The sequence below is a fragment of the Planotetraspora phitsanulokensis genome, assembly GCF_016863295.1.
Classification (GTDB): Bacteria; Actinomycetota; Actinomycetes; order Streptosporangiales; family Streptosporangiaceae; genus Planotetraspora; species Planotetraspora phitsanulokensis.
In genome coordinates this window covers 1-18,599 of the sequence record NZ_BOOP01000057.1, presented here as the reverse complement: position 1 = coordinate 18,599, position 18,599 = coordinate 1, and the positions used below count along the sequence as shown (strand labels likewise).

11 protein-coding genes and 1 pseudogene are annotated in these 18,599 nt (G+C 69.5%); 6 read left to right on the top strand and 6 right to left on the bottom strand.

What is annotated here, in order from left to right:
- Window positions 1–59 precede the first annotated feature (59 nt).
- Both Pph01_RS41465 and Pph01_RS43185 read left to right on the top strand, forming a co-directional pair.
- Entirely contained in the window at window positions 60–1,001 is a 942-nt protein-coding gene (locus Pph01_RS41465; protein WP_373315717.1) for an ATP-binding cassette domain-containing protein, read from the top strand.
- A complete protein-coding gene (locus Pph01_RS43185) occupies window positions 998–1,834 on the top strand; it encodes an ABC transporter permease (protein ID WP_239117403.1) in 837 nt (278 codons plus the stop codon). Before Pph01_RS41465 ends, Pph01_RS43185 begins: the two co-directional genes overlap by 4 nt.
- A gap of 2,016 nt (window positions 1,835–3,850) precedes the next feature.
- On the opposite strand, the pseudogene Pph01_RS43180 reads toward Pph01_RS43185, so the two are convergent.
- From Pph01_RS43180 to Pph01_RS41440, 5 genes and pseudogenes are all read right to left on the bottom strand, one after another.
- A pseudogene (locus Pph01_RS43180) lies at window positions 3,851–4,708 on the bottom strand (BTAD domain-containing putative transcriptional regulator); the annotation flags it as partial.
- A gap of 366 nt (window positions 4,709–5,074) precedes the next feature.
- The gene (locus Pph01_RS41455; protein ID WP_204078754.1) at window positions 5,075–6,058 is read right to left on the bottom strand and encodes an alpha/beta fold hydrolase; all 984 of its coding nucleotides are present in this window, start codon (window positions 6,056–6,058) and stop codon (window positions 5,075–5,077) included.
- 310 nt (window positions 6,059–6,368) lie between these two features.
- Complete coding sequence (locus tag Pph01_RS41450; protein WP_204078753.1) at window positions 6,369–8,426, bottom strand: phosphocholine-specific phospholipase C; 2,058 nt, start codon at window positions 8,424–8,426, stop codon at window positions 6,369–6,371.
- Window positions 8,427–8,552: 126 nt separating this feature from the next.
- Window positions 8,553–11,435 carry an MFS transporter gene (locus Pph01_RS41445; protein ID WP_204078752.1) on the bottom strand — a complete coding sequence of 961 codons (2,883 nt, stop codon included), beginning with the start codon at window positions 11,433–11,435 and terminating at the stop codon, window positions 8,553–8,555.
- A 2-nt stretch (window positions 11,436–11,437) separates the two neighbouring features.
- Window positions 11,438–12,235: an alpha/beta fold hydrolase gene (locus tag Pph01_RS41440; protein ID WP_204078751.1), complete on the bottom strand. Its 798-nt coding sequence runs from the start codon at window positions 12,233–12,235 to the stop codon at window positions 11,438–11,440.
- Window positions 12,236–12,344: 109 nt separating this feature from the next.
- On the opposite strand from Pph01_RS41440, the gene Pph01_RS41435 reads away from it, so the two are divergent.
- The 3 genes from Pph01_RS41435 to Pph01_RS41425 all read left to right on the top strand — a co-directional run bounded on the left by Pph01_RS41435 (window position 12,345) and on the right by Pph01_RS41425 (window position 14,158).
- A complete protein-coding gene (locus Pph01_RS41435) occupies window positions 12,345–12,560 on the top strand; it encodes a 2TM domain-containing protein (RefSeq protein WP_204078750.1) in 216 nt (71 codons plus the stop codon).
- Between the two features lie 3 nt (window positions 12,561–12,563).
- Window positions 12,564–13,142: a class I SAM-dependent methyltransferase gene (locus Pph01_RS41430; RefSeq protein ID WP_239117402.1), complete on the top strand. Its 579-nt coding sequence runs from the start codon at window positions 12,564–12,566 to the stop codon at window positions 13,140–13,142.
- Between the two features lie 140 nt (window positions 13,143–13,282).
- Window positions 13,283–14,158: a bile acid:sodium symporter family protein gene (locus tag Pph01_RS41425; protein ID WP_204078749.1), complete on the top strand. Its 876-nt coding sequence runs from the start codon at window positions 13,283–13,285 to the stop codon at window positions 14,156–14,158.
- A 124-nt stretch (window positions 14,159–14,282) separates the two neighbouring features.
- Here the strand turns inward: Pph01_RS41425 and Pph01_RS41420 are convergent, their stop codons facing one another.
- On the bottom strand, window positions 14,283–17,486 hold the full coding sequence (locus tag Pph01_RS41420; RefSeq protein ID WP_204078748.1) for an ATP-binding protein: 3,204 nt from the start codon (window positions 17,484–17,486) through the stop codon (window positions 14,283–14,285).
- Between the two features lie 385 nt (window positions 17,487–17,871).
- Here Pph01_RS41420 and Pph01_RS41415 point away from each other — a divergent pair, with 385 nt between their 5' ends.
- Window positions 17,872–18,378 carry a monooxygenase family protein gene (locus Pph01_RS41415; RefSeq protein WP_204078747.1) on the top strand — a complete coding sequence of 169 codons (507 nt, stop codon included), beginning with the start codon at window positions 17,872–17,874 and terminating at the stop codon, window positions 18,376–18,378.
- Window positions 18,379–18,599 lie beyond the last annotated feature (221 nt).

Below are 18,599 nucleotides of genomic sequence, written 5' to 3'. Positions count from 1 at the left end.
CCGGAGGCGGCCCGGCCCCCAATGAGGGAACCGATCTGGCCGTACGTGCGGAAGGGCTGATGAAGACGTTCGGCGGGCACCGTGCCGTCGACGGGATCGACCTACACGTACGCCCTGGTGAGATCTTCGGCGTCCTCGGCCCGAACGGCGCCGGCAAGACCACCACGCTACGGATGCTGGCCACCCTCTTGAAGATCGACGCGGGCCATGCCGAGATCTTCGGGGTCGACGTGGTCGGCAACCCGCACGTGATCCGCCAGCTGGTCGGCGTCACCGGACAGTACGCATCGGTCGACGAGAACCTGACCGCCCGCGAGAACCTCTGGCGTTTCAGCCGCCTGCAGGGCATCGCCGCGCCGCGCGCCCGGCGCATCGCCACCGAGCTGTTGGCCCAGTTCGGCCTGGAAGAAGCCGCCGGCAAACCGATCGCTCAGTTCTCCGGCGGCATGCGCCGGCGCCTCGACCTGGCGGCCAGCCTGATCACCAGGCCACCGCTGATCTTCCTCGACGAGCCGACCACCGGTCTCGATCCGCGCACGCGCGGCCAGATGTGGGACACCATCCGCGGGCTGGTCGCCGACGGCTGCACGGTACTGCTGACCACACAATATCTGGACGAGGCCGACCAGCTCGCCGATCGCGTCGCCGTCATCGACCACGGCCGCAAAGTCGCCGAGGGCACCCCCGACGAGTTGAAGACCGCGGTCGGCGACTCCGCCCTCCAGTTGCAACTCGCCGACCCGGGCGAGGGATCCACCGCGGTGGAAACCGTGCGGCGCGTCCTCGGTTCCGACCCGATCCTCAGCCCGGAGCAGGGCCGCCTCAACGTCGCCCTCGACCAGGCCGACCGGGCCGCGGACGTGCTGATCGCGCTTCGCGCCGCCGGAGTGTCGATCTCCTCGGTGAGCGTGGCCAAGCCCAGCCTGGACGAGGTGTTCCTCGCCCTCACCGGCCACGAAACGGACGGCGACGACAAGACCGGCACGGAGGAGAACCGATGAGCACCCTGATCGCACCTGCCCGCGAAGTGGTCACGGCCGCCGACCGCGTGGCCGGCGCCCGGCGGCACGTCTCCATGGGGGAGACGCTCGGCCAGACGATGATGATGGCGTGGCGGGCGCTCAAGAAGATGCGCCGCAACCCGGAGCAGTTCTTCGACGTGGCACTGCAGCCGATCTTGTTCACCGCGATGTTCGCCTTCATCTTCGGCGGCGCCATCGCCGGCGACGTGGAGAGCTACCTCCCCCTGATGATCCCCGGCATCCTCGCCCAGACCGTGTTGACGACGTGCATGGCCACGGGCACGCAACTCCGCGAGGACATGGAGAAGGGTGTCTTCGACCGGTTCAAGTCGTTGCCGATCGCCCGGATCGCGCCGCTCGCCGGCCCGATGGTGGCCGACCTGCTCCGCTATACGATCGCGGCCACGTTGACCTTCGGCATGGGTCTGGTGATGGGCTACCGTCCGGGTGGCGGAGCGGGCGGCGTGCTCGCCGCGATCCTGCTGGCGATCTTCACGGGCTGGTCGCTGGCGTGGGTGTTCACCTGGGTCGGCACGATCGCCCGGAGCGCCCAGGCCGTGCAGGGCATCTCCATGATGATCTTGTTCCCCTTGACGTTCCTGTCGAACGCGTTCGTCCCCGTCGAGACCCTGCCCGGCTGGCTGGCCGCGTTCGTACGGATCAACCCGGTCTCACACCTGGTCACGGCCGCCCGCGACCTCGCCAACCGCGCTGTCGTCAGCGGAGAGGTGGCCTGGACGATCCTGGCGTGCCTGATCGTCATGGCGATCTTCGCGCCGCTGTCGGTACGCAGCTACAAACGGCACATGTGACCTCCGTCCGTCACGGCCGGAGACCTGCTCGACGAGACTCCGTGCCTCGTCGAGCAGGTCGGAGCCGCGTCGATCGCCGTAGTGGGCCCGCACGGCGGCGATCAACCCGGGCGCGGCCCGCTCCGCGTACGGTTCGATCCGCTCGAAGGTCATGCTGGGCATGAGGCTGTTGTAAGCGAACCGCTCGGCAAGCACCAGCAACCCGATCGAGTCGCCGGGGGCCATGGCTCCTCGCAGCAACCCCCAGGCGCCGAGCGCGAAGAGCATCGAGCCACACAGCGGGTAGTCGAGAACGGGGTTTTTCACGGCCAGCATGTCGTAGCCCCGGACGGCGGAGAACAGCTCCTCGCCGTAGCGGACGTCTTCCGGCGGGGCGTGGTACGCGTACGCCGTCAGGGTGACCGACACCGCGACGAGCGACCACGGCGTGAACTCCGCGCTCGGCATCCCGGGCAGGCGCAGATCGCGTGCCCGCAGAACTGCCAGGCGGTATTGCGCGAGCGCGGCGGCCGTCCCGCCGCGGGCGAGGGCGAGCTCGGCCGCGCACAACGAGACGATCACCACCCCGCCGAACACCGCCTCGTTGTCGTTGATCCGGGTGATCTCGGCGAGTTCGGCCTCCGCGGTGTCGAGATCGCCGTCGGCGAGCGCAGAGGTCAGCAGCAGCGCGCGTAGCTGGGTCTCGTCTTCGGTGGCGCCGAGCCGGCTCAGCACCGGGATGGCGGTCCGCGCGTGTCCGACCGCCCGCCGGCGGTCGCCGAGCTGCATGACCAGGTGGGCCAGCACGGCGCGCATGGTCGCGGCGAACCACGGGCCCTCGTCCTCACGGAGCATCGTCAGGACCCGCTCAGCGGCCTCGATCGCCCCGATCACCTCACCCGCGTTCTCCAAGACGTGGACGCTCATCTGCGTCGCCGCCAAGGCGACGTCATGGTCGGTGCTCCGGCACAACTCCTCCAGCCGGCGATGCATCTCGGCGCCGTCGGCCGCGTCGCACGCGAGCAGCACCGTGACCATCGCCGTCACGCGGGAATCCGTCGTGCCACTGGTGGGCAGCGTACGGAGGAGCTCGCGCAACGGATCGCCGCGGCGATCGGTGACGATCGCGATGTTCATGAGCGTGATCAGCATGGTGACCCTGGTCACCTCGACAAGGTACGGCGGCGGCACCCAACCGGCGATCACCTGGCTGATCGCGTCCCAGTGAACGAGGATCCGGAAGTAGTCGCCACGGATCGACCACAGCGCGCCGACGCCGGCCAGCAACTGGACCGTCGTAACCGGATCGGACTCGCCGAGGGCCTGCCGGAGCAGATCGGCGAGGTTGCCCTCCTCGACGCGCAACGCGTCGGCCGCCTCGAACTGCGCCGGGCTGAACAGCTTGACGGCGTGTTCGAGAGCGTACGCCGTCGCCCAGTCCCGCTGCGCCGTCCGAGCGGGCGCCTCCTCGCCGGCCTCCTTCAGTCGCATCCGCCCGAACTCCCTGACGGTCTCCAGCATCCGGTAGCGGAGGCCGTACGTCGTCTCGCGGAGGCTCAGCATCGACTGCTCGGTCAGCGCGTCCACGACGTGCAGGGCGTCCGGGCCGAGTACGTGCTCGGCCGCGGCCAGCGGGAAACCATCGCCGAACAGCGACAACCACCGCAACGCCTGCCGTTCTGGCTCGTCCAGCAGATTCCACGACCAGTCGATGACCGCGAGCAGCGTCTGGTGCCGGTCGGGGGCCGTACGGTTCCCACCGCGCAGCAGGGCGAACCGGTCCGCCAGGCGCCGCGCGATCTCCTCCACCGACATCACCCGCACCTTGGCCGCGGCCAGCTCGATGGCGAGCGGCAGGCCGTCGAGGCGGGCGACGACCTCCTCGACCACTCTCTGGTCGATCCGCACACCGGGGCGGGCGGCCGTGGCGCGCTGGCGGAACAACTCCACCGCGTCGCCCGTGGCAAGCTCGCCGAGCAGGTAGACGCGTTCGGCGGGGATCGACAAGGGGGCGCGCGAGGTGATCAGCACTCGCAGGTCGCGGGTCGTCACGGATAAGAACGCCGCCAGATCGGCGACAGCCTCGATCACCTGCTCGCAGTTGTCCAGGATCAGCAGCGCCGGAGCCTGATCGAGATGCTGGGCGATCCGAGCGCGAACGTCGGAGCGCTGCTCGCCGGTCAGGGCACGACGCCCGCTGACCGAATCTCGGACCCCGAGTGCCGAGCCCACCTCGCCCACCACGCCCTCCGGCGAGGAGACGCCGACAAGCTCGACGAAGTGAGCGACGGGCTGCACAGCGTTCCTGCCGACGACATGAGCCAGCCGCGTCTTGCCCAGCCCGCCAGGGCCGATGATGGAGACCACCCGGTTGGTCTGCAACAAGGCGTGCACCGCACGGATGTCGCCGTCGCGGCCGAGCAGCGAGGAACCGTCGAACAGGATGCCCTCACGCACCGGCCGATCCACGGCGAGGAGTTCGGCGTACACACGGGCCAGCTCAGGCCCTGGTTCGGTGCCGAGCCGCGCGACCAGACCCGCGCGATACCGCTCGTAACGCTCCAGAGCGGCGGCGGCACCTCTTACGGCGGCCTCGCTGCGCAGCAGGCAGACGAGCAACTCCTCGTCGTACGGCCGATCGGCCGCGGCCTCCTCCAGCAACGGCAGCGCTCCCTCATGAGTGCCGCTCCGGCTCCAGGCGACCGCCGCCACGCGTCGCGCCTCGGCCACCCACCCTGCGGCGACGCCTCTCAGCTCAGCGAGTGGGCCCGTGCCGCCATCCAAGCCGCCGGCCACGAGATCCATGGCCTCTTCGGCGCGCCGACGCGCGAGCACCACGTCGTCTTCACCGAGTGCGGCCCGTGCCTGCTCCACCAGCGCACCGAGCAGCAGCACGTCCACCTGACCCGCAGGCAGCCCCAGCCGGTAACCACGCGGGATCCGCTCCACGAGGTCGGCGCAGGTCGCCGCCCTGGTCCGCGAGACGACCACCTGTAGCGCCTTCGTCGGGTTGGCCGGCGCCTCGTCGGGCCACAACTCCTCGACCAGGCGCTCGTCACTGAGCCCTGCACGCCCGTGTATCGCGAGCACGGCCAGCAGGGTCTGGGCGCGGTCGCCGACTACGCGCGCACCCTGCCAGCGGACGCCGTCGAGCAGGACCAGTGCGGGGGACACACCTTCAGCTTACGGACGAGTGACGTTTGAGGAGCATGACCGCGTGTGCTCGACGAACGGATCGGGGCCCACGCGGCAGGGGGGCCTTCAAGCGGTGGGCAGGGCCGTGAGCCATTCGGTCAGGAGCTGGTTGACCTCCTCGGGGCGTTCCTGCTGGATCCAGTGGCCGCAGCCGTCCAGGAGGTGGGAGGAGACCAGCCCGGGAAGGGTGGCCGGGTAGGCGTTGATCGCGTCGGCCATCCAGGTCGTGGAGGCGTCCAGGCTGCCGCCGATGAACAGGGAGGGCTGCTTGATGGGGGCGCCGTTGAAGTCAGTGAGGTCCTCCCAGTCGCGGTCCATGTTGCGGTAGCGGTTGAGCGCGCCGGTCATGCCGGTGCGTTCGAACTCTCCGGCGTACACGTCCAGGTCGTCCTCGGCGAGCCAGGAAGGCAGCCGGCCGCTGGGGAACCGGTCGCGCAGCGTTGCGCCGGGGCTGACGAAGTGCGGGTCGGGGGCATCGGGGCCGGGCATGGTCTCGGCGGACAGCGCCGCGTAAAAGCCCGCGAGCCAGCCCCGCACGTCGGGTTCCATCTCGGCCTCGGCGCGGCCAGGCTCCTGGAAATAGGAGACGTAGAACTCCTGTTCACCGCCCATCTGAGCGAAGATGCCAGTGGGGCGGGGGCCGCCGGGCGGCGCGTAGGGCACACTCAGCAGCCCCACCGCGCGGAAGACCTCGGGGTGCAGCAGGGCGGACGTGGCCGCGATGTTCGAGCCCCAGTCGTGGCCGATGATCACTGCGGACTCCTCGCCCAGGGCGCGCACCAGCGCGACGTTGTCCTCCACCAGAGCGAGCATCCGGTAGCCGTCCTCCGCGGCCGGCTTGGAGGATCGGCCGTAGCCGCGGACGTCGAGCGCGACCGCCCGGTAACCGGCCCGCGCGAGCGCCGGGAGCTGACGGCGCCAGGAGTACCAGGACTCGGGGAAGCCGTGGACGAGCAGCACCAGCGGCCCGCTCCCCTGCTCCGCGACATGAATCCGGCCGCCCGGCACGGACACCGAACGATGCGTGATCTCTGCGACGTGCTGCGACATGCGTCTCCTCCAGACGGCGTGCCCGCTTCTGCCGGCGGCAGTGCTCTTGCCCCCCGCTTCGCGTCCCCTTCTGCTCCGCGGGCGCTACCACCGATCCTCCCGCTGACCTGGCCAGTCGCCCGAATCCTGTTGCCGGATCAGCAACTTCCACGATGTCGGCCCGCCCAAGTTCCCCAGCGTCACCACCCCCTGGAACGGAACGCCGAACGCTCCCGAGCGATGATCGCCGGGAGCGTTCGAGCATGCGCAAGTGCGGTCAGGAGGGCCGTTCCCGGCTTGTCCCTCTCCTGGCCGCCGATCCGTGGCCGGGTCAGCCGGTGATGATGGCGGGATCGCTGGTGCTGGCGCGCCCCGTCTCGATGTGGCCGCACAGGCGGCGCAGGAAGGCGTCGTCCTGGTCGGACGTCACCGAGATGTCGTACCAGTTGTTGGCGTGGTGCGTGTTCACCGAGGCGACGAACTCCTTGCCCGGCTTGAGCACGTGGGTCTTCGGGCGGTGCTCGTCGTAGGCGTCGGCGACGGTGAGCCGCACCGTGGACCTGCCCTGGTTGGTCACCACTACCTTCACGTTGCCGCTCTTGCCTTCGGGCCGCGTGCTCACCTCGAGGTCCGTGCTGCCGGCGCCGCCCTTGAACTGCCGCAGGAAACCGTTGGGCCCGTGCACGGTGAAGTCGTAGGCCGTCTGGCCGGCGGCGGCGAGGGCGAGCTGACCGGTCAGGTTCTGCCCGGCGCCGACGGTGTAGGCCCACGGCCCGGCCGGGTTGGAGCTCGACGTGACGTGGAACCAGGCACCCGTCTCGCCGTCGTTGGTGAACGTGAGTGACAGCTGGTCCTCGGTGACCATGGCGTCCACGGCCAGGTCGTACGGGAGAGGCCGCGCGGAACGCAGGCCGCCCTCCTGCTTGGGCAGCACCGGGTTGGCCGGCACGACGGGCACGTAGTTGGGGTGGCGCTTGTTGTCCGGCGGCAGGTAGCCCGCGGTGTCGGGCAGGGCCGGGACCACGCCGTCGGTACGGGCGAAGTCGAAGGCCGAGGTCAGGTCGCCGCAGACGGAGCGCCGCCAGGGCGAGATGTTCGGCTCGTGCACGCCGAAGCGGCGTTCCATGAACCGGATGACGGAGGTGTGGTCGAAGACCTCGGAGCAGACCCAGCCGCCCCTGCTCCACGGGGAGATCACCAGCATCGGGACGCGCTGGCCGAGCCCGTACGGACCGGCGGCGATCGAGGAGGAACCCGCGTAGATCTCTCCGGTGGTGTCCACCGTGGAGCCTCCCTCCGCGGCGGAGGACGCCGGGTAGGGCGGCACGACGTGGTCGAAGAATCCGTCGTTCTCGTCGTAGGTGATGAACAGCGCGGTCTTGCTCCACACGTCCGGGTTGGCGGTGAGCGCGTTCAGGACCTGGGAGATGTACCAGGCGCCGTAGTTGGCCGGCCAGTTGGGGTGCTCGGTGAACGCCTCAGGCGCGACGATCCACGAGATCTGGGGCAGCGTGCCGGCCTTCACGTCGGCCGCGAGGATGTCGAAGAAGCCCTGGCCCTGCTTGGCGTTCGTACCGGTCCTGGCCTTGTCGTACAGCGGGTTGCCCGGCTGCGCGTTGCGGTACTGGTTGAAGTACAGCAGCGAGTTGTCGCCGTAGTTGCCACGGTAGGCGTCGTTGATCCAGCCCCACGAGCCGGCGGCGTTGAGGCCGTCGCCGACGTCCTGATAGATCTTCCAGGAGACCCCGGCCTCTTCCAGCCGCTCCGGGTAGGTCTTCCAGGAGTAGCCCTTCTCGTCGTTGCCGAGGACCGGTCCGCCGCCGACGCCGTCGTTGCCGGTGTAGCCCGTCCACATGTAGTAGCGGTTCGGGTCGGTCGAGCCCATGAACGAGCAGTGGTAGGCGTCGCAGATCGTGAACGCGTCGGCCAGCGCGTGGTGGAACGGGATGTCCTCGCGGGTGAGGTACGCCATCGAGGTGGAGCCCTTGGCGGGAATCCAGCCGTCGTACTTGCCGTGGTTCCAGGCGGCGTGGGTGTCCTTCCAGCCGTGCGGGAGGTCCTGGATGAACTGCAGGCCGAGATCGTCGGCGTCGGGCCGGAACGGCAGGATGTCCCGGCTGCCGTTCGACTGGTACCAGACCGGCTTGCCGCTGGGCAACGTGACGGAACGCGGGTCGCCGAACCCTCGTACCCCGCTCAGGGTGCCGAAATAGTGGTCGAACGAGCGGTTCTCCTGCATGAGAACCACGATGTGCTCAACGTCCTGGATGCTCCTGGTCCGGTGGTTGGCCGGGAGTGCCGCCGCCTGGGCGATGCTCGTGGAGAGAGCCGACATGGCGGCGGTGCCGCCGGCCAACTGGAGGAACCTTCTACGGTTGACGTGCGTCATGAGGACCTGTCTTCGGTATGTAGATCAAGCAAAACCGCGACAGTATGTTCGGATGATCAAGAACGCGCCGTCCCCTTCTTTCGGAATTCAGGGCAAAACCCGCGTTAACGATCAAATGGTCAGGAATCAGCTATGCAGGTTGAGATCGGGCGCGGCGGCGAGCGCGGCGTGGACGGACGAGACCGCGCTCGCGCCGTCGCCGACGGCCGTGGCCACGCGTTTCGTCGAACCCGAGCGCAGGTCGCCGACCGCGAAGACCCGGGGTGCACTCGTCTGGTACGGCAAGGCCGATCCGGCCGGCAGCCCGACGTCAGTGAGCACGAACCCGTCCTCGGCCTTGGCCACGCCGGTCAGCCAGCCCGACACCGGGTCGGCGCCGACGAAGCAGAACAGCGCACGGCTGGCCAGCCGTGCCGGCCGCTCGCCGGGCCGTTCGACGACGACCGACGTGAGGGTGTCGCCGCCGGCCAGTTCGCTGACCGTGCTGCCGGTGTGGACTCGGATCCGGGAATGGGCCTGGATCCGGTCGGTCAGGTAGGCCGACATGCGGGCTGCGAGGTCGTGGCCGCGGACGACCAGATCGACCGTCGCGCCGCGGGCGGCGAGGGACAGGGCCGCCTGCCCGGCCGAGTTGGCGCCCCCGACGACGGTCACCGGCCAGCCCTCGTGGCCCCGGACGTCCGGCTCGGTCGCGGCGTACCGGATGCAGCCGGACTGCTCGAACGCCGCCCATCCGGGGATGTCCAGACGCCGGTATCGGGCGCCGGTGGCGGCGATCACCGCGCGGCACTCGATGCGGGCCCCGTCCTCCAGGACGACGACCGGCCGCCGCTCGTCGGAGAGGTCGAGGCCCTTCGCAGCGCAGGGCGAGTGGATGCGTACACCGAACTTGAGGGCCTGGACCATGGCCAGGTGGGTCAGGTTCACGCCGCTGACCCCGTCCGGGAAGCCCAGGTAGTTCTCGATGCGGGCGCTCTTGGCGGCCTGGCCGCCGAGCCCGCTCCGATCCAGCAGCACGGTGACCAGGCCCTCGGACGCCCCGTACACGGCGGCGGCCAGGCCCGCGGGACCGGCGCCCACGACGACGAGGTCGACCGGACCTCCGCCGTCCCGGTACGTGAGGCCGAGCGTCTGCGCGACCGTTCCCGGCGTCGCGCGCCGCACCACCGAACCGTTGGCGATGGCCGCCGGGAGGTCGGCCTCCGTCAGCCCGGCCGCGGTCATCAGGGAGCGCCCGGTGGATGAGGTGGCGCTGCGCCAGGTGTGGGGCAGCAGCATCTGCGTCACGTAGCCGCGCAGTTCCAGGGTCTCCGCGGAGTCCGGCCGGCCGACGATCTCCAGAGCGCCGCCCGCCGCCGCGCGGAAGACCTCGCGCCGCTCCTGGAACGCCGCGAGCAGCAGTCCGGCGATGTCGTCCTGCTCGGCGAGGGCCCGGCGCAGTCGCGCCGCCCCGATGCGGACGACCGTCCCGGTGGACGTCACCCGGGCGGTCAGGTAGACCTGCTGTCCGGTCAGAAGGTTGAGCTCGCCGAGGAAGTCTCCGGGGCCGCCCCGGTAGATCAGGCGTTCCGGCTCGATCGACGTCGCGTCCCGGACGATGTCCACCGTCGCCGTCCGGAGCAGGAAGAAATCGTAGGAGTCGTCGCCGGAGGTGTACAGGTTCCGGCCGGCCTCGACGTGCTCCTCCTCGCCGTATCCGGCAAGGCGGCGGAACTGCTCGTCGTCGAGGGCGGGTCCGGTCGGACGGCGGCGGAACTGCTCGTCGTCGAGGACCGGTCCGGTCGGACGGCGGCGCTTCGGCCGGGCGACGGTCACGACGTACAGGAGCAAACCTGCCGACGTGAGGACGAAACCGGCCCAGACCGTGGACAAGGTGCCCCAGCCGGCCTCCAGGGTGACCGCGCCGCCGATCGCGCCGAGGGAGTTGGCCAGGTTGAGGGCGGCCAGGTTGAGCGCGCCCATCAAGGTCGGGGCGTCCGGCGCGAAGCCGGTCAACCTGACCTGGATGGTGGGGATCGCGAACATCATGGTCGCGCCGACGCCGAACAGGCACGGCAGCAGGACCAGCAGATCGCCGCCCGCCACGCCGATCAGCACCAACAGCGCCAGGACACCGCCGTACCCCCAGATCAGGCCCCGGTGCTCGTACCGGTCCGCTACGCGCCCGCCGAGGTAGTTGCCGACCGCCATGCCGAGGCCGAAGACGGCCAGGGCGATGGGGATGAGCGCGGCGTCCCGCCGCGCCGCGTCGGTGACGAAGGGGCCGATGAACGTGTAGACGGCGAAGATGGTGGAGATGCCGAGCGAGGCGACGGCGACCATCAGCCAGACGTTGATCCGGCGCAGGCCGTTCAGCTCGCTCCTGACGGGGCTGCCGTGCAGGTCGTCGGTACGGGGCAACCAGGCCACCAGGGCGATGCCGGCCAGCAGGCCGACGGCGACCACGGTCCAGTACATGACACGCCACCCGGCGTGCTGGCCGATGAAGGTGCCGAGCGGCGACCCGGCGATGGTGGCGACGGTGAGTCCCCCCATCACGGTGGCGAACGCCTTACCGCCCTTGCCCGGCCCGTACACGTACGCGGCGACGACCGCCCCGGCGCCGAAGAACGCCCCCTGCACGCTGCCCGCGACGAAGCGGAAGACGACGAGCAGCACGATGTTCGGCGCCAGGGCGGACAGCCCATTGCCCACCAGGAAGAGCACGACCAGGCCGAGCAGCAGCGTGCGCCGGTTGACCCGGGCGGCGAGCAGAGTGATCAGCGGAGAACCGATCACCACCCCGAAGGCGTAGGCGGTGATCGCGTATGTGGCGACCGGGATCGACACGTCCAGGTCGGCGGCGAAGAGCTGGATGATGCCGTTGCTGCCGAACTCGCCGGTGCCGATCGCGAAGGTGCCCAGTGCCAGCGCGAACAGAGCGAGCCTGGGGTTGACGGCGGGCTTCTCGGCGGAGGTGTGCCGTTTCTCCTCGGCGGCGCACTGGCCTTCGTACGCGCTGACGAACATGATCAGCGGGCCGCGTGCTTGATGAGGTCGGCGGTCACGGCGGGTTGGGAGATCATCGCGACGTGCGAGGCACCGACCTCGCGCACCTGCGACCCGGCCCGCCGCGCCATGAACCGCTGCGCCTCGGCGGGCAGCACCTGGTCGTTCCTGGCGACGAGGTAGTAGGAGGGAATGGTCTTCCACGCCGGGGCTCCGGAGGGCTCCCCAAGGGTGCGGGCGTCGGCGGGCCGCTGGCCGGCGTGCATCAGGTCGGTGGTCGATTTCGGTACGTCACCGGCGAAGACGTCGTGGAAGAACTCCTTCTTGATGTAGCCGTCGACGAGGCCCTCACCGTAGGGCCGGAAGTCCAGCGCCGCCTCGCTGAGCTTGCTGCCCGGGAACCTCGTCTGCAGTTCCAGCAGCGACTCACCCTCGTCGGGGGCGAACGCGGCCACGTAGACCAGTGCCTTCACGTTCGGGTTGCCGGCCGCGGCGTTCGTGGCGACGATCCCGCCGTAGGAGTGCGCGGCCACGACGATCGGGCCGCTGAGGGTGGCGAGAACACTGGCCAGGTAGGCGGAGTCGGTGGCCACGCTGCGCAGCGGGTTCGCGGGCGCGATGACCTGATAGCCGTCGCGGATGAGCTGGGCGGCGACGCCGTTCCAGCCGGAGGCGTCGGCGAACGCGCCGTGCACGAGGACCACCGTGGGTTTGGGCTTGGCTCCCGTCCGGGGAAGCGCCTGCGCCTCGGACGTTCCCAGCAGCGCGCCGGTCGCGACCGCGGCGGATCCGGCCAGCACAGCTCGGCGAGTCGTCGTCATGATGTTGTACCTTTCACCTCGAATTGCGATCAATGTTGATTCCAGGCACTTGACGATCACTGAACGAGCGATTCAATCGTCGTCCAGTACGCCGATTTAGCGTGCGGTCATGAAATCGGCGAAAAGCGAAAGCGCCCGGATCTGGGGCCTGCGGTTCCACCTGCTCTTCTACGTCCTGAGCAATCTGGCTCAGGTCATCGTGTGGTGGGTCTACAACCCGGACCACTTTTTCTGGCCCCTGTGGTCGATCGTCTTCTGGGGCATCGGGCTGGCCTTCCATTTCTGGGGTGTCTACTCGCCGCCCAAATCCAGAATCGAGTACTGAGCCGTGTCGTTCTTCGCCGAGTTCGTGCGCGCCCCCATGACGGTCGGTGCGGTCGCGCCGAGTGGTCCGACGCTGGCCATGGCGGCGACGGCGGTGGTGCCCCGGACCGGTTCCCCGGTCGTGGTGGAACTCGGTCCGGGCACCGGCGCCTTCACCGGCGCCATCCAGCGGCGCCTCGGGGGTCGCGGCCGGCACATCGCCGTCGAGATCAACCCACGGTTCGCATGGCGGCTGGCCGAACTCCATCCGGCGGTCGACGTCGTGACCGCGGACGCGGCCGGCCTTGCCACGGTGCTGACGCAGCGCGGGCTCAACGAGGCGGATGTCGTGGTCAGCGGCCTTCCGTGGGCGGCGTTCACCGAGAACCGGCAGCGTGACGTGCTGTCCTCGGTGTCCGCCGCGCTGCCGCCGCACGGCGTGTTCACGACCTTCGCGTACGTGCACGCCCGATGGGCACCACCCGCGCGGGCGCTGCTGCGATCCCTGCGGTCACGCTTCGACGAGGTCGTGGTCAGCCAGACGGTGTGGGCCAACCTCCCGCCCGCGCTGGTCTACTACTGCCGTCGCCCCAACACCCGCTGAGCGGTCAGGTCGGTGCGGTGCGCGAACAGGTGCGCCTCACGTTCGACGGACGACGTCCGGGCCCGCAGGGGCGGCTCGGACGGCGAGGGAAGGGGCGCACGGAATGCCAGAACTTGTCAGCATGCCCAAGAAGGTCCGCTATGGATTCCCCCTTGGTCCTGGCCAGTCTGCCTTACGCTCTCGGCATCGTCATGCTCGGTCTGGGTCTCGGCCTGACCCTGGACGACTTTCGGCGGGTGGGCCAGTATCCGAAGGCGGCCGTGGTTGCGTTGCTCTGCCAGGTCGTGCTGCTGCCGGCGATCTGCTTCGGCCTGGTGGTGGCGTTCCGGCTCCCGCCGGAACTGGCGGTCGGGATGATGGTGGTCGCGGCGTCGCCCGGTGGCCCCACGGCCAACCTGTTCAGCCACCTGTTCGGCGGGAACGTCGCGCTGAATGTCACGCTCACCGCGGTCAACTCGGTGCTGGTCGTGGTCACCCTGCCGATCGTGGTGAACCTCTCGGCCGGGTACTTCCTCCCCGGCGGGGCCACCCTCGGGCTGCAGGTCGACAAGTTGCAGCAGGTCTTCGTGATGGTGCTCGTGCCGGTCGCGATCGGGATGCTCGTGCGCGCGCTGGCACCGCGGGTGGCGCAGCGGCTCAACCTCCCCGTTCGGGTGCTGTCAGTCGTGGTCCTGGTCACGGTCATCTCCGCCGTGCTGTACGGGGAGCGGGAGAACCTCGTCGACTATTTCGTCTCGGTCGGGCTGGCCGTGCTGGCTTTCAACATCGTGAGCCTGCTGATCGGCTACGGCGTGCCGCGCCTGGCCGGGGTCGACCACGGCGCGGCCACCGCGGCCGGGTTCGAGATCGGCATCCACAACACCGCGCTCGCCATCACGATCGCGCTGAGCCCGGCGCTGTTGAACAGTGCCGCGATCGCCATCCCGGGCGCGGTGTACGGCATTGTCATGTTCTTCACGGCGCCCGGGTTCGGCTGGTTGATCAGCCGTCGAACTCGAACGAGCTCCGCCCTGTGACCCTTCTCGGCCCGTGTGGCCTGATGTCGTGATCTGACACCGAAGGCGGCCAGGCCACGTAAGACGGTCATGAGACCTGCGGCCCGAGCGCCCGCGACGGTGTCGCTCGTGCTGAGCAGTGCGATCAAAGCTCGGCAAGGAACCTCTCTGCGCGGCGGGCGAAGAGGTGAGACTCGCGTTCGTTGGACTGGTCGCGGGCCTTTTCGGCAGCGGCTCGTACGACTTCGGCGGGTTCGCCGCGGGCGTGGAGCAGGCGCGCCCGCAGCAGCAGGACAAGTCCTTCGGCGTAGCGTTGGCCGTAGGCCTCCAGCGCCTGGTCCGCTCGGTCGAGGGCGATGGCCGCCTTGTCCGGCCTACCAGCGGCCAACCACATCTCGGCGAGCAGTCCGTGGTGGTACGCGACGCCCCACCGCGGCGGGTCGACCAGCGTCCCGGCCACGAGCTGTTCGGCCTCCGCCGCGATACCGGCCGGGTCGTCGCCGGTGAGGGCACGGGCCCAGTACCAGTTCAGCCGGATGTAGTGCTCCTGCTGGATGGCGGCGCGGCCGGTGCCCACGGCCGTCCACCGGTCGATCGTGCGTATCACCCAGCCCGCGTCACCGGCCATCGAGGCGATGATGGTGATGTAGTAGGCCCAGGTCGCGACCGCATACGAGTCGTCGGGGCCGTTCCACTCGTCGATCATGGCCCCCGCCGTCTCGACGTCACCGTGTAGCGCCGTAATGACGGCCAGCCAGCCGGGCCACTCACCCGAGACGTCACGCCGGATCGGGGTCTCGCTGTGCGAGGAGACGACCCCGTCGAGAAGGGCGGGGTTGTTCTCGCTGAAACACCGGTATGCCTCGCCGATGTTGCCGATGTCCCACTGGTGCAGGCCCCAGGCTTGCCGGCCGTACACTCGGACGACCGGATCGGAGGACGCCTCCCCTTGTTCGTACAGCCGGCGGACCAGACGAACGCGGTCCCACTCCAGGAAGGTGTAGGCCCCGAACAGGCGAGCGAAGAGGAGGCCCGCGGCCTCTACCTCCTGGCCGAGTTGGCGGGCCAGAAGTTCCGCACGCTCCAGCAGATCGAAGGTCGTGCCGCCGAACCCGGCTTGCCGACGCGGGGCGATGGCGAGGAGCGAGAGGGCGGAGAGCTCGAGTTCCGGGAGCCCGGCGGTCCGCGCGATCTGGGCGGCTGATTCCAGGTGCCGATCTGCGGCGGCGAACGCGAGCTTGGCCGCCGCGCGACGACCGGCGCGCTTCAGCGCCTCTACGGTACGAACCGGGTCGGCGAGGTGCCTGGCGGCCCACAGGTGGAAGGCGAGGCGTTCGGTGATGGACTCGTCGTCCGCTTGGCTTTCTTCGAGCGCGTCCGCGACCCGCAGGTGCAGCCGGATGGCCCGCCCGTGCGCCATGGTCTCCGTGACCGATTCGCGAACCAGGTCGTGCGCGAAGCGCCACGAGAACGGGTCCTCCGGCTCCGATTCGAGCAGGCCGAGCGCGCGCAGCGGTTCGAGGCGTTCGAGACAGTCCGCGACGTCGGCACCGGCGGCGCGGGCGAGCAGGCTGAGGTCGACGTCGCGGCCGATCAGCGCCGCGACCTGCAAAAGTTCGCGAGCGTTGTCGTCGAGGCCGGCCATCCGATCGCGGACGACGTCTCGCACGGTGGACGGCACCCCGGCCCGGGCCGATGCGTCACCGTCGCCGAGCGCGCCGCGGTCGCTGAGAAGCCGCGACAGTTCGCGGACGAAGAACGGATTGCCGGCGGTGCGAACGTGGATGTTGCGGGCGATGTCCGTGCTGGGTTCATGGCCGGTCTCGCGGCGGATGAGTTCGGCCACGTCGGTCAGGCTGAGCGGGCCGAGCCGGATCCTGCGGTGGCTGGGCAGCCGGCTGGCCGCGGCCAGTGCCCGCGAAAGGTCGGAGCCGGGTGTCGGTGCGCGGTCGCGAAGGGCGCCGATGATCGCGGTGCCGGTGGGCAGCCGGCCCACCACGTGGCCGAACAGCTGGAGCGAGGCGGCATCGATCCATTGAAGATCGTCCATGACGAGCAACATCGGCCGTTCCGCCGAGGCCTGACCGATAACAGTGACGACCTGCTCGAACAGGCGGAACTGGGCACGGCTGCCGGTAACCGGCGGCGCGGCGTCATCGTCTCCGGATTCGAGGAGACGACCGAGTTCGCCGGCCCGCCACTTCTCACGCGCCGACGCGGGCAGGCTGTCGAGGACAACGGTGAGCGCCTGCTCCCATGGCCACATCGATGGTGTTCCGTCGCCTTCCAAACTGGAAGCCCAGACGACGAGCACGCCACGCCGGTCCGCGGCGGCCGCGGCCTCTTCGAGCAGGCGCGTCTTGCCCGCGCCCGGTTCGCCTTCGACGATGGCGAGCCCGGTGCGGCCGGTGAGCGCCGCCTGGATGGCCTGCCGCAGCACGCCGAGCTCCTCGTCCCGGCCGACCAGGCCGGCTGTCTGCCTCGCTGGTGCGCGGTCACCCTCACTCTCGGTACCTGTCATCACCGGCGGCCTTGAGGTCTGCGTCAGCACGCGCAGGTGGGCGGCCTGCAGCGCCGGGCCGGGGTCGATGCCGAGCTCCTCGGCGAGGCGGTCACGGACCGCGTGGAACGCTGACAGCGCCTCCGCCTGCCGTCCAGCGGCGCCGAGGGTGGCGATGAGGCCGGCATGTACGGGTTCGTGGAACGGCGCCATCGACGCGGCCAACTGTAACGGCGGGATCACCCGCTCCGGTCGATGTAACGCCACGGCCAGTTCGGCCGCTGCCGCGCAGGCGGCGTGGAACTCGTCGTCGAGCGCGGCCAAGACCGGCATCGCGATCGATCCATGGGAAAGTCCGTCCCCCGCGGGTCCCTGCCAGAGGCCGAGCGCTGTGACGTAGTGGTCGAGCGCCACTTCGCGAGCCTGCTCGGCGAGGGCGGCCTGGGCGGCTTCGAGGAGTTCCCGGAACGTGACGAGGTCGAGCGTGCCGGGTCCGGCGCTGAACACGTACGCGTCGCCGCGGCGGTGCAGGTACGTACCGGCTGCCCGGGCGGGGACCGCGGGCTCGAGCACCCGCCGCAATGCCCCGATGTACTTCTGGATGATGTTGAGCGCGCTGGCGGGGACGTCCTCGGCCCAGATCAGGTCGATCAATTCTCTCGTGCTGACCGGACGGCCCACGCGCGCCAGGAGCAGGGCCAACAGTTGCGCCTGCTGTCGGGGGCCGGCGTCCAGTTCGACGCCATCGCGCCACAGCCGCAACGGACCGAGGATCTGCAGGCGCAGCGAACCGGCGCCGACCAACAGACCTTCGCCGTCGGGCCTAACGGGATGGCCTGGCCCAGTCACGTCTGTCGACTCCCAGATGGGCATTACAGATTTGTCCGCTTGCAACCCGTTTCGGACCGCAGTGCGCACCGAGTCTACCGGTCCAGGATTGGTCGTAGAAGGTTCGGCAGACACGCCACCTCAAGGCGGGCCGAACGAACGAGTGGAACGCCGGGAAGGCGTGATCGAGCACGTCTGCCCCAGCCGACAGGGAAGTCGCCGTTCACTGCTTTCGATATTCGTTCAGTAGTAGTCAAGTTCGCCTTCGTATGTTGAGACTGGGGCGCCGATGAGGCGTTTCCACGCTTGCCGTGACCTCCTTGAAAGCGACGACCCGTCCGCGCAGGCACATGACCTGTGCCTCCCACACCAGCCCATGCGTAACCCGAGCCATAAGGAGCGTTGGATGCCGACTCGCGTGAACCGGCAGACCGTCGATCTATCCGCCTATCCCGACCTCATGGTCCTCTACCTCGGCATGCGGGTGAATCATCTGTACGGGATCCGGACCTTCTTCAGCTTCGGCCGGAAGATCAGTGAGTCGGTCGCGGGCAAGCCGGACGGGCTGCTGCTGCACGAGCCCGTGTACTACTCGTTCTTCCCGATGAACATGGGGATGCGCCAGTACTGGCGGGACCTGCCGTCGCTGCTCGCCTTTGCCCGGTCCGAGCCGCATCGGCAGTGGTGGCTGGACTTCCTTCGGGACTCGGGCGGAACCGGTTTCTGGCACGAGACGTACTCGGTCAGGGGCGGCATGGAGGCCGTCTACGACGACGTGCCCAAGCCGCTCGGGTTCGGACGGTTCGCCGGGATCCAGCGCGCTCGTGGACCCATGTTCGGTTCCGCGGCTCGCCTGGGACGCACCGAGGGCGGCAGCCCGGTCCTGAGCGAGACGGACCTCTACGAGTCCTAGCCGCTCGGGCCAAGACACAGAGCCAAGGCAGTACAGAACCTTACGTCCACAGGTCTCAAAGCACGCGCTCGCGCTGGAACCACACGTCAACGCTATGCCTGATTCAGATCTTGAGCTGTTGATCGCATTCGCTGGGCGACTGGCCGAGAGTCACGCTGCTCAGGCGTCCTCAAGTACATACTGCGTTGCTGTCACTGGAGATCAAAACGCCCCGGCCGTGA

Coding starts and splice junctions, on each gene's coding strand:
- Pph01_RS41435 (WP_204078750.1), top strand. CDS start 12,345: ATGAAATCGGCGAAAAGCGAAAGCGCCCGGATCTGGGGCCTGCGGTTC.
- Pph01_RS41465 (WP_373315717.1), top strand. CDS start 60: ATGAAGACGTTCGGCGGGCACCGTGCCGTCGACGGGATCGACCTACAC.
- Pph01_RS41455 (WP_204078754.1), bottom strand. CDS start 6,058: ATGTCGCAGCACGTCGCAGAGATCACGCATCGTTCGGTGTCCGTGCCG.
- Pph01_RS41415 (WP_204078747.1), top strand. CDS start 17,872: ATGCCGACTCGCGTGAACCGGCAGACCGTCGATCTATCCGCCTATCCC.
- Pph01_RS41450 (WP_204078753.1), bottom strand. CDS start 8,426: ATGACGCACGTCAACCGTAGAAGGTTCCTCCAGTTGGCCGGCGGCACC.
- Pph01_RS41445 (WP_204078752.1), bottom strand. CDS start 11,435: ATGTTCGTCAGCGCGTACGAAGGCCAGTGCGCCGCCGAGGAGAAACGG.
- Pph01_RS43185 (WP_239117403.1), top strand. CDS start 998: ATGAGCACCCTGATCGCACCTGCCCGCGAAGTGGTCACGGCCGCCGAC.
- Pph01_RS41425 (WP_204078749.1), top strand. CDS start 13,283: ATGGATTCCCCCTTGGTCCTGGCCAGTCTGCCTTACGCTCTCGGCATC.
- Pph01_RS41440 (WP_204078751.1), bottom strand. CDS start 12,235: ATGACGACGACTCGCCGAGCTGTGCTGGCCGGATCCGCCGCGGTCGCG.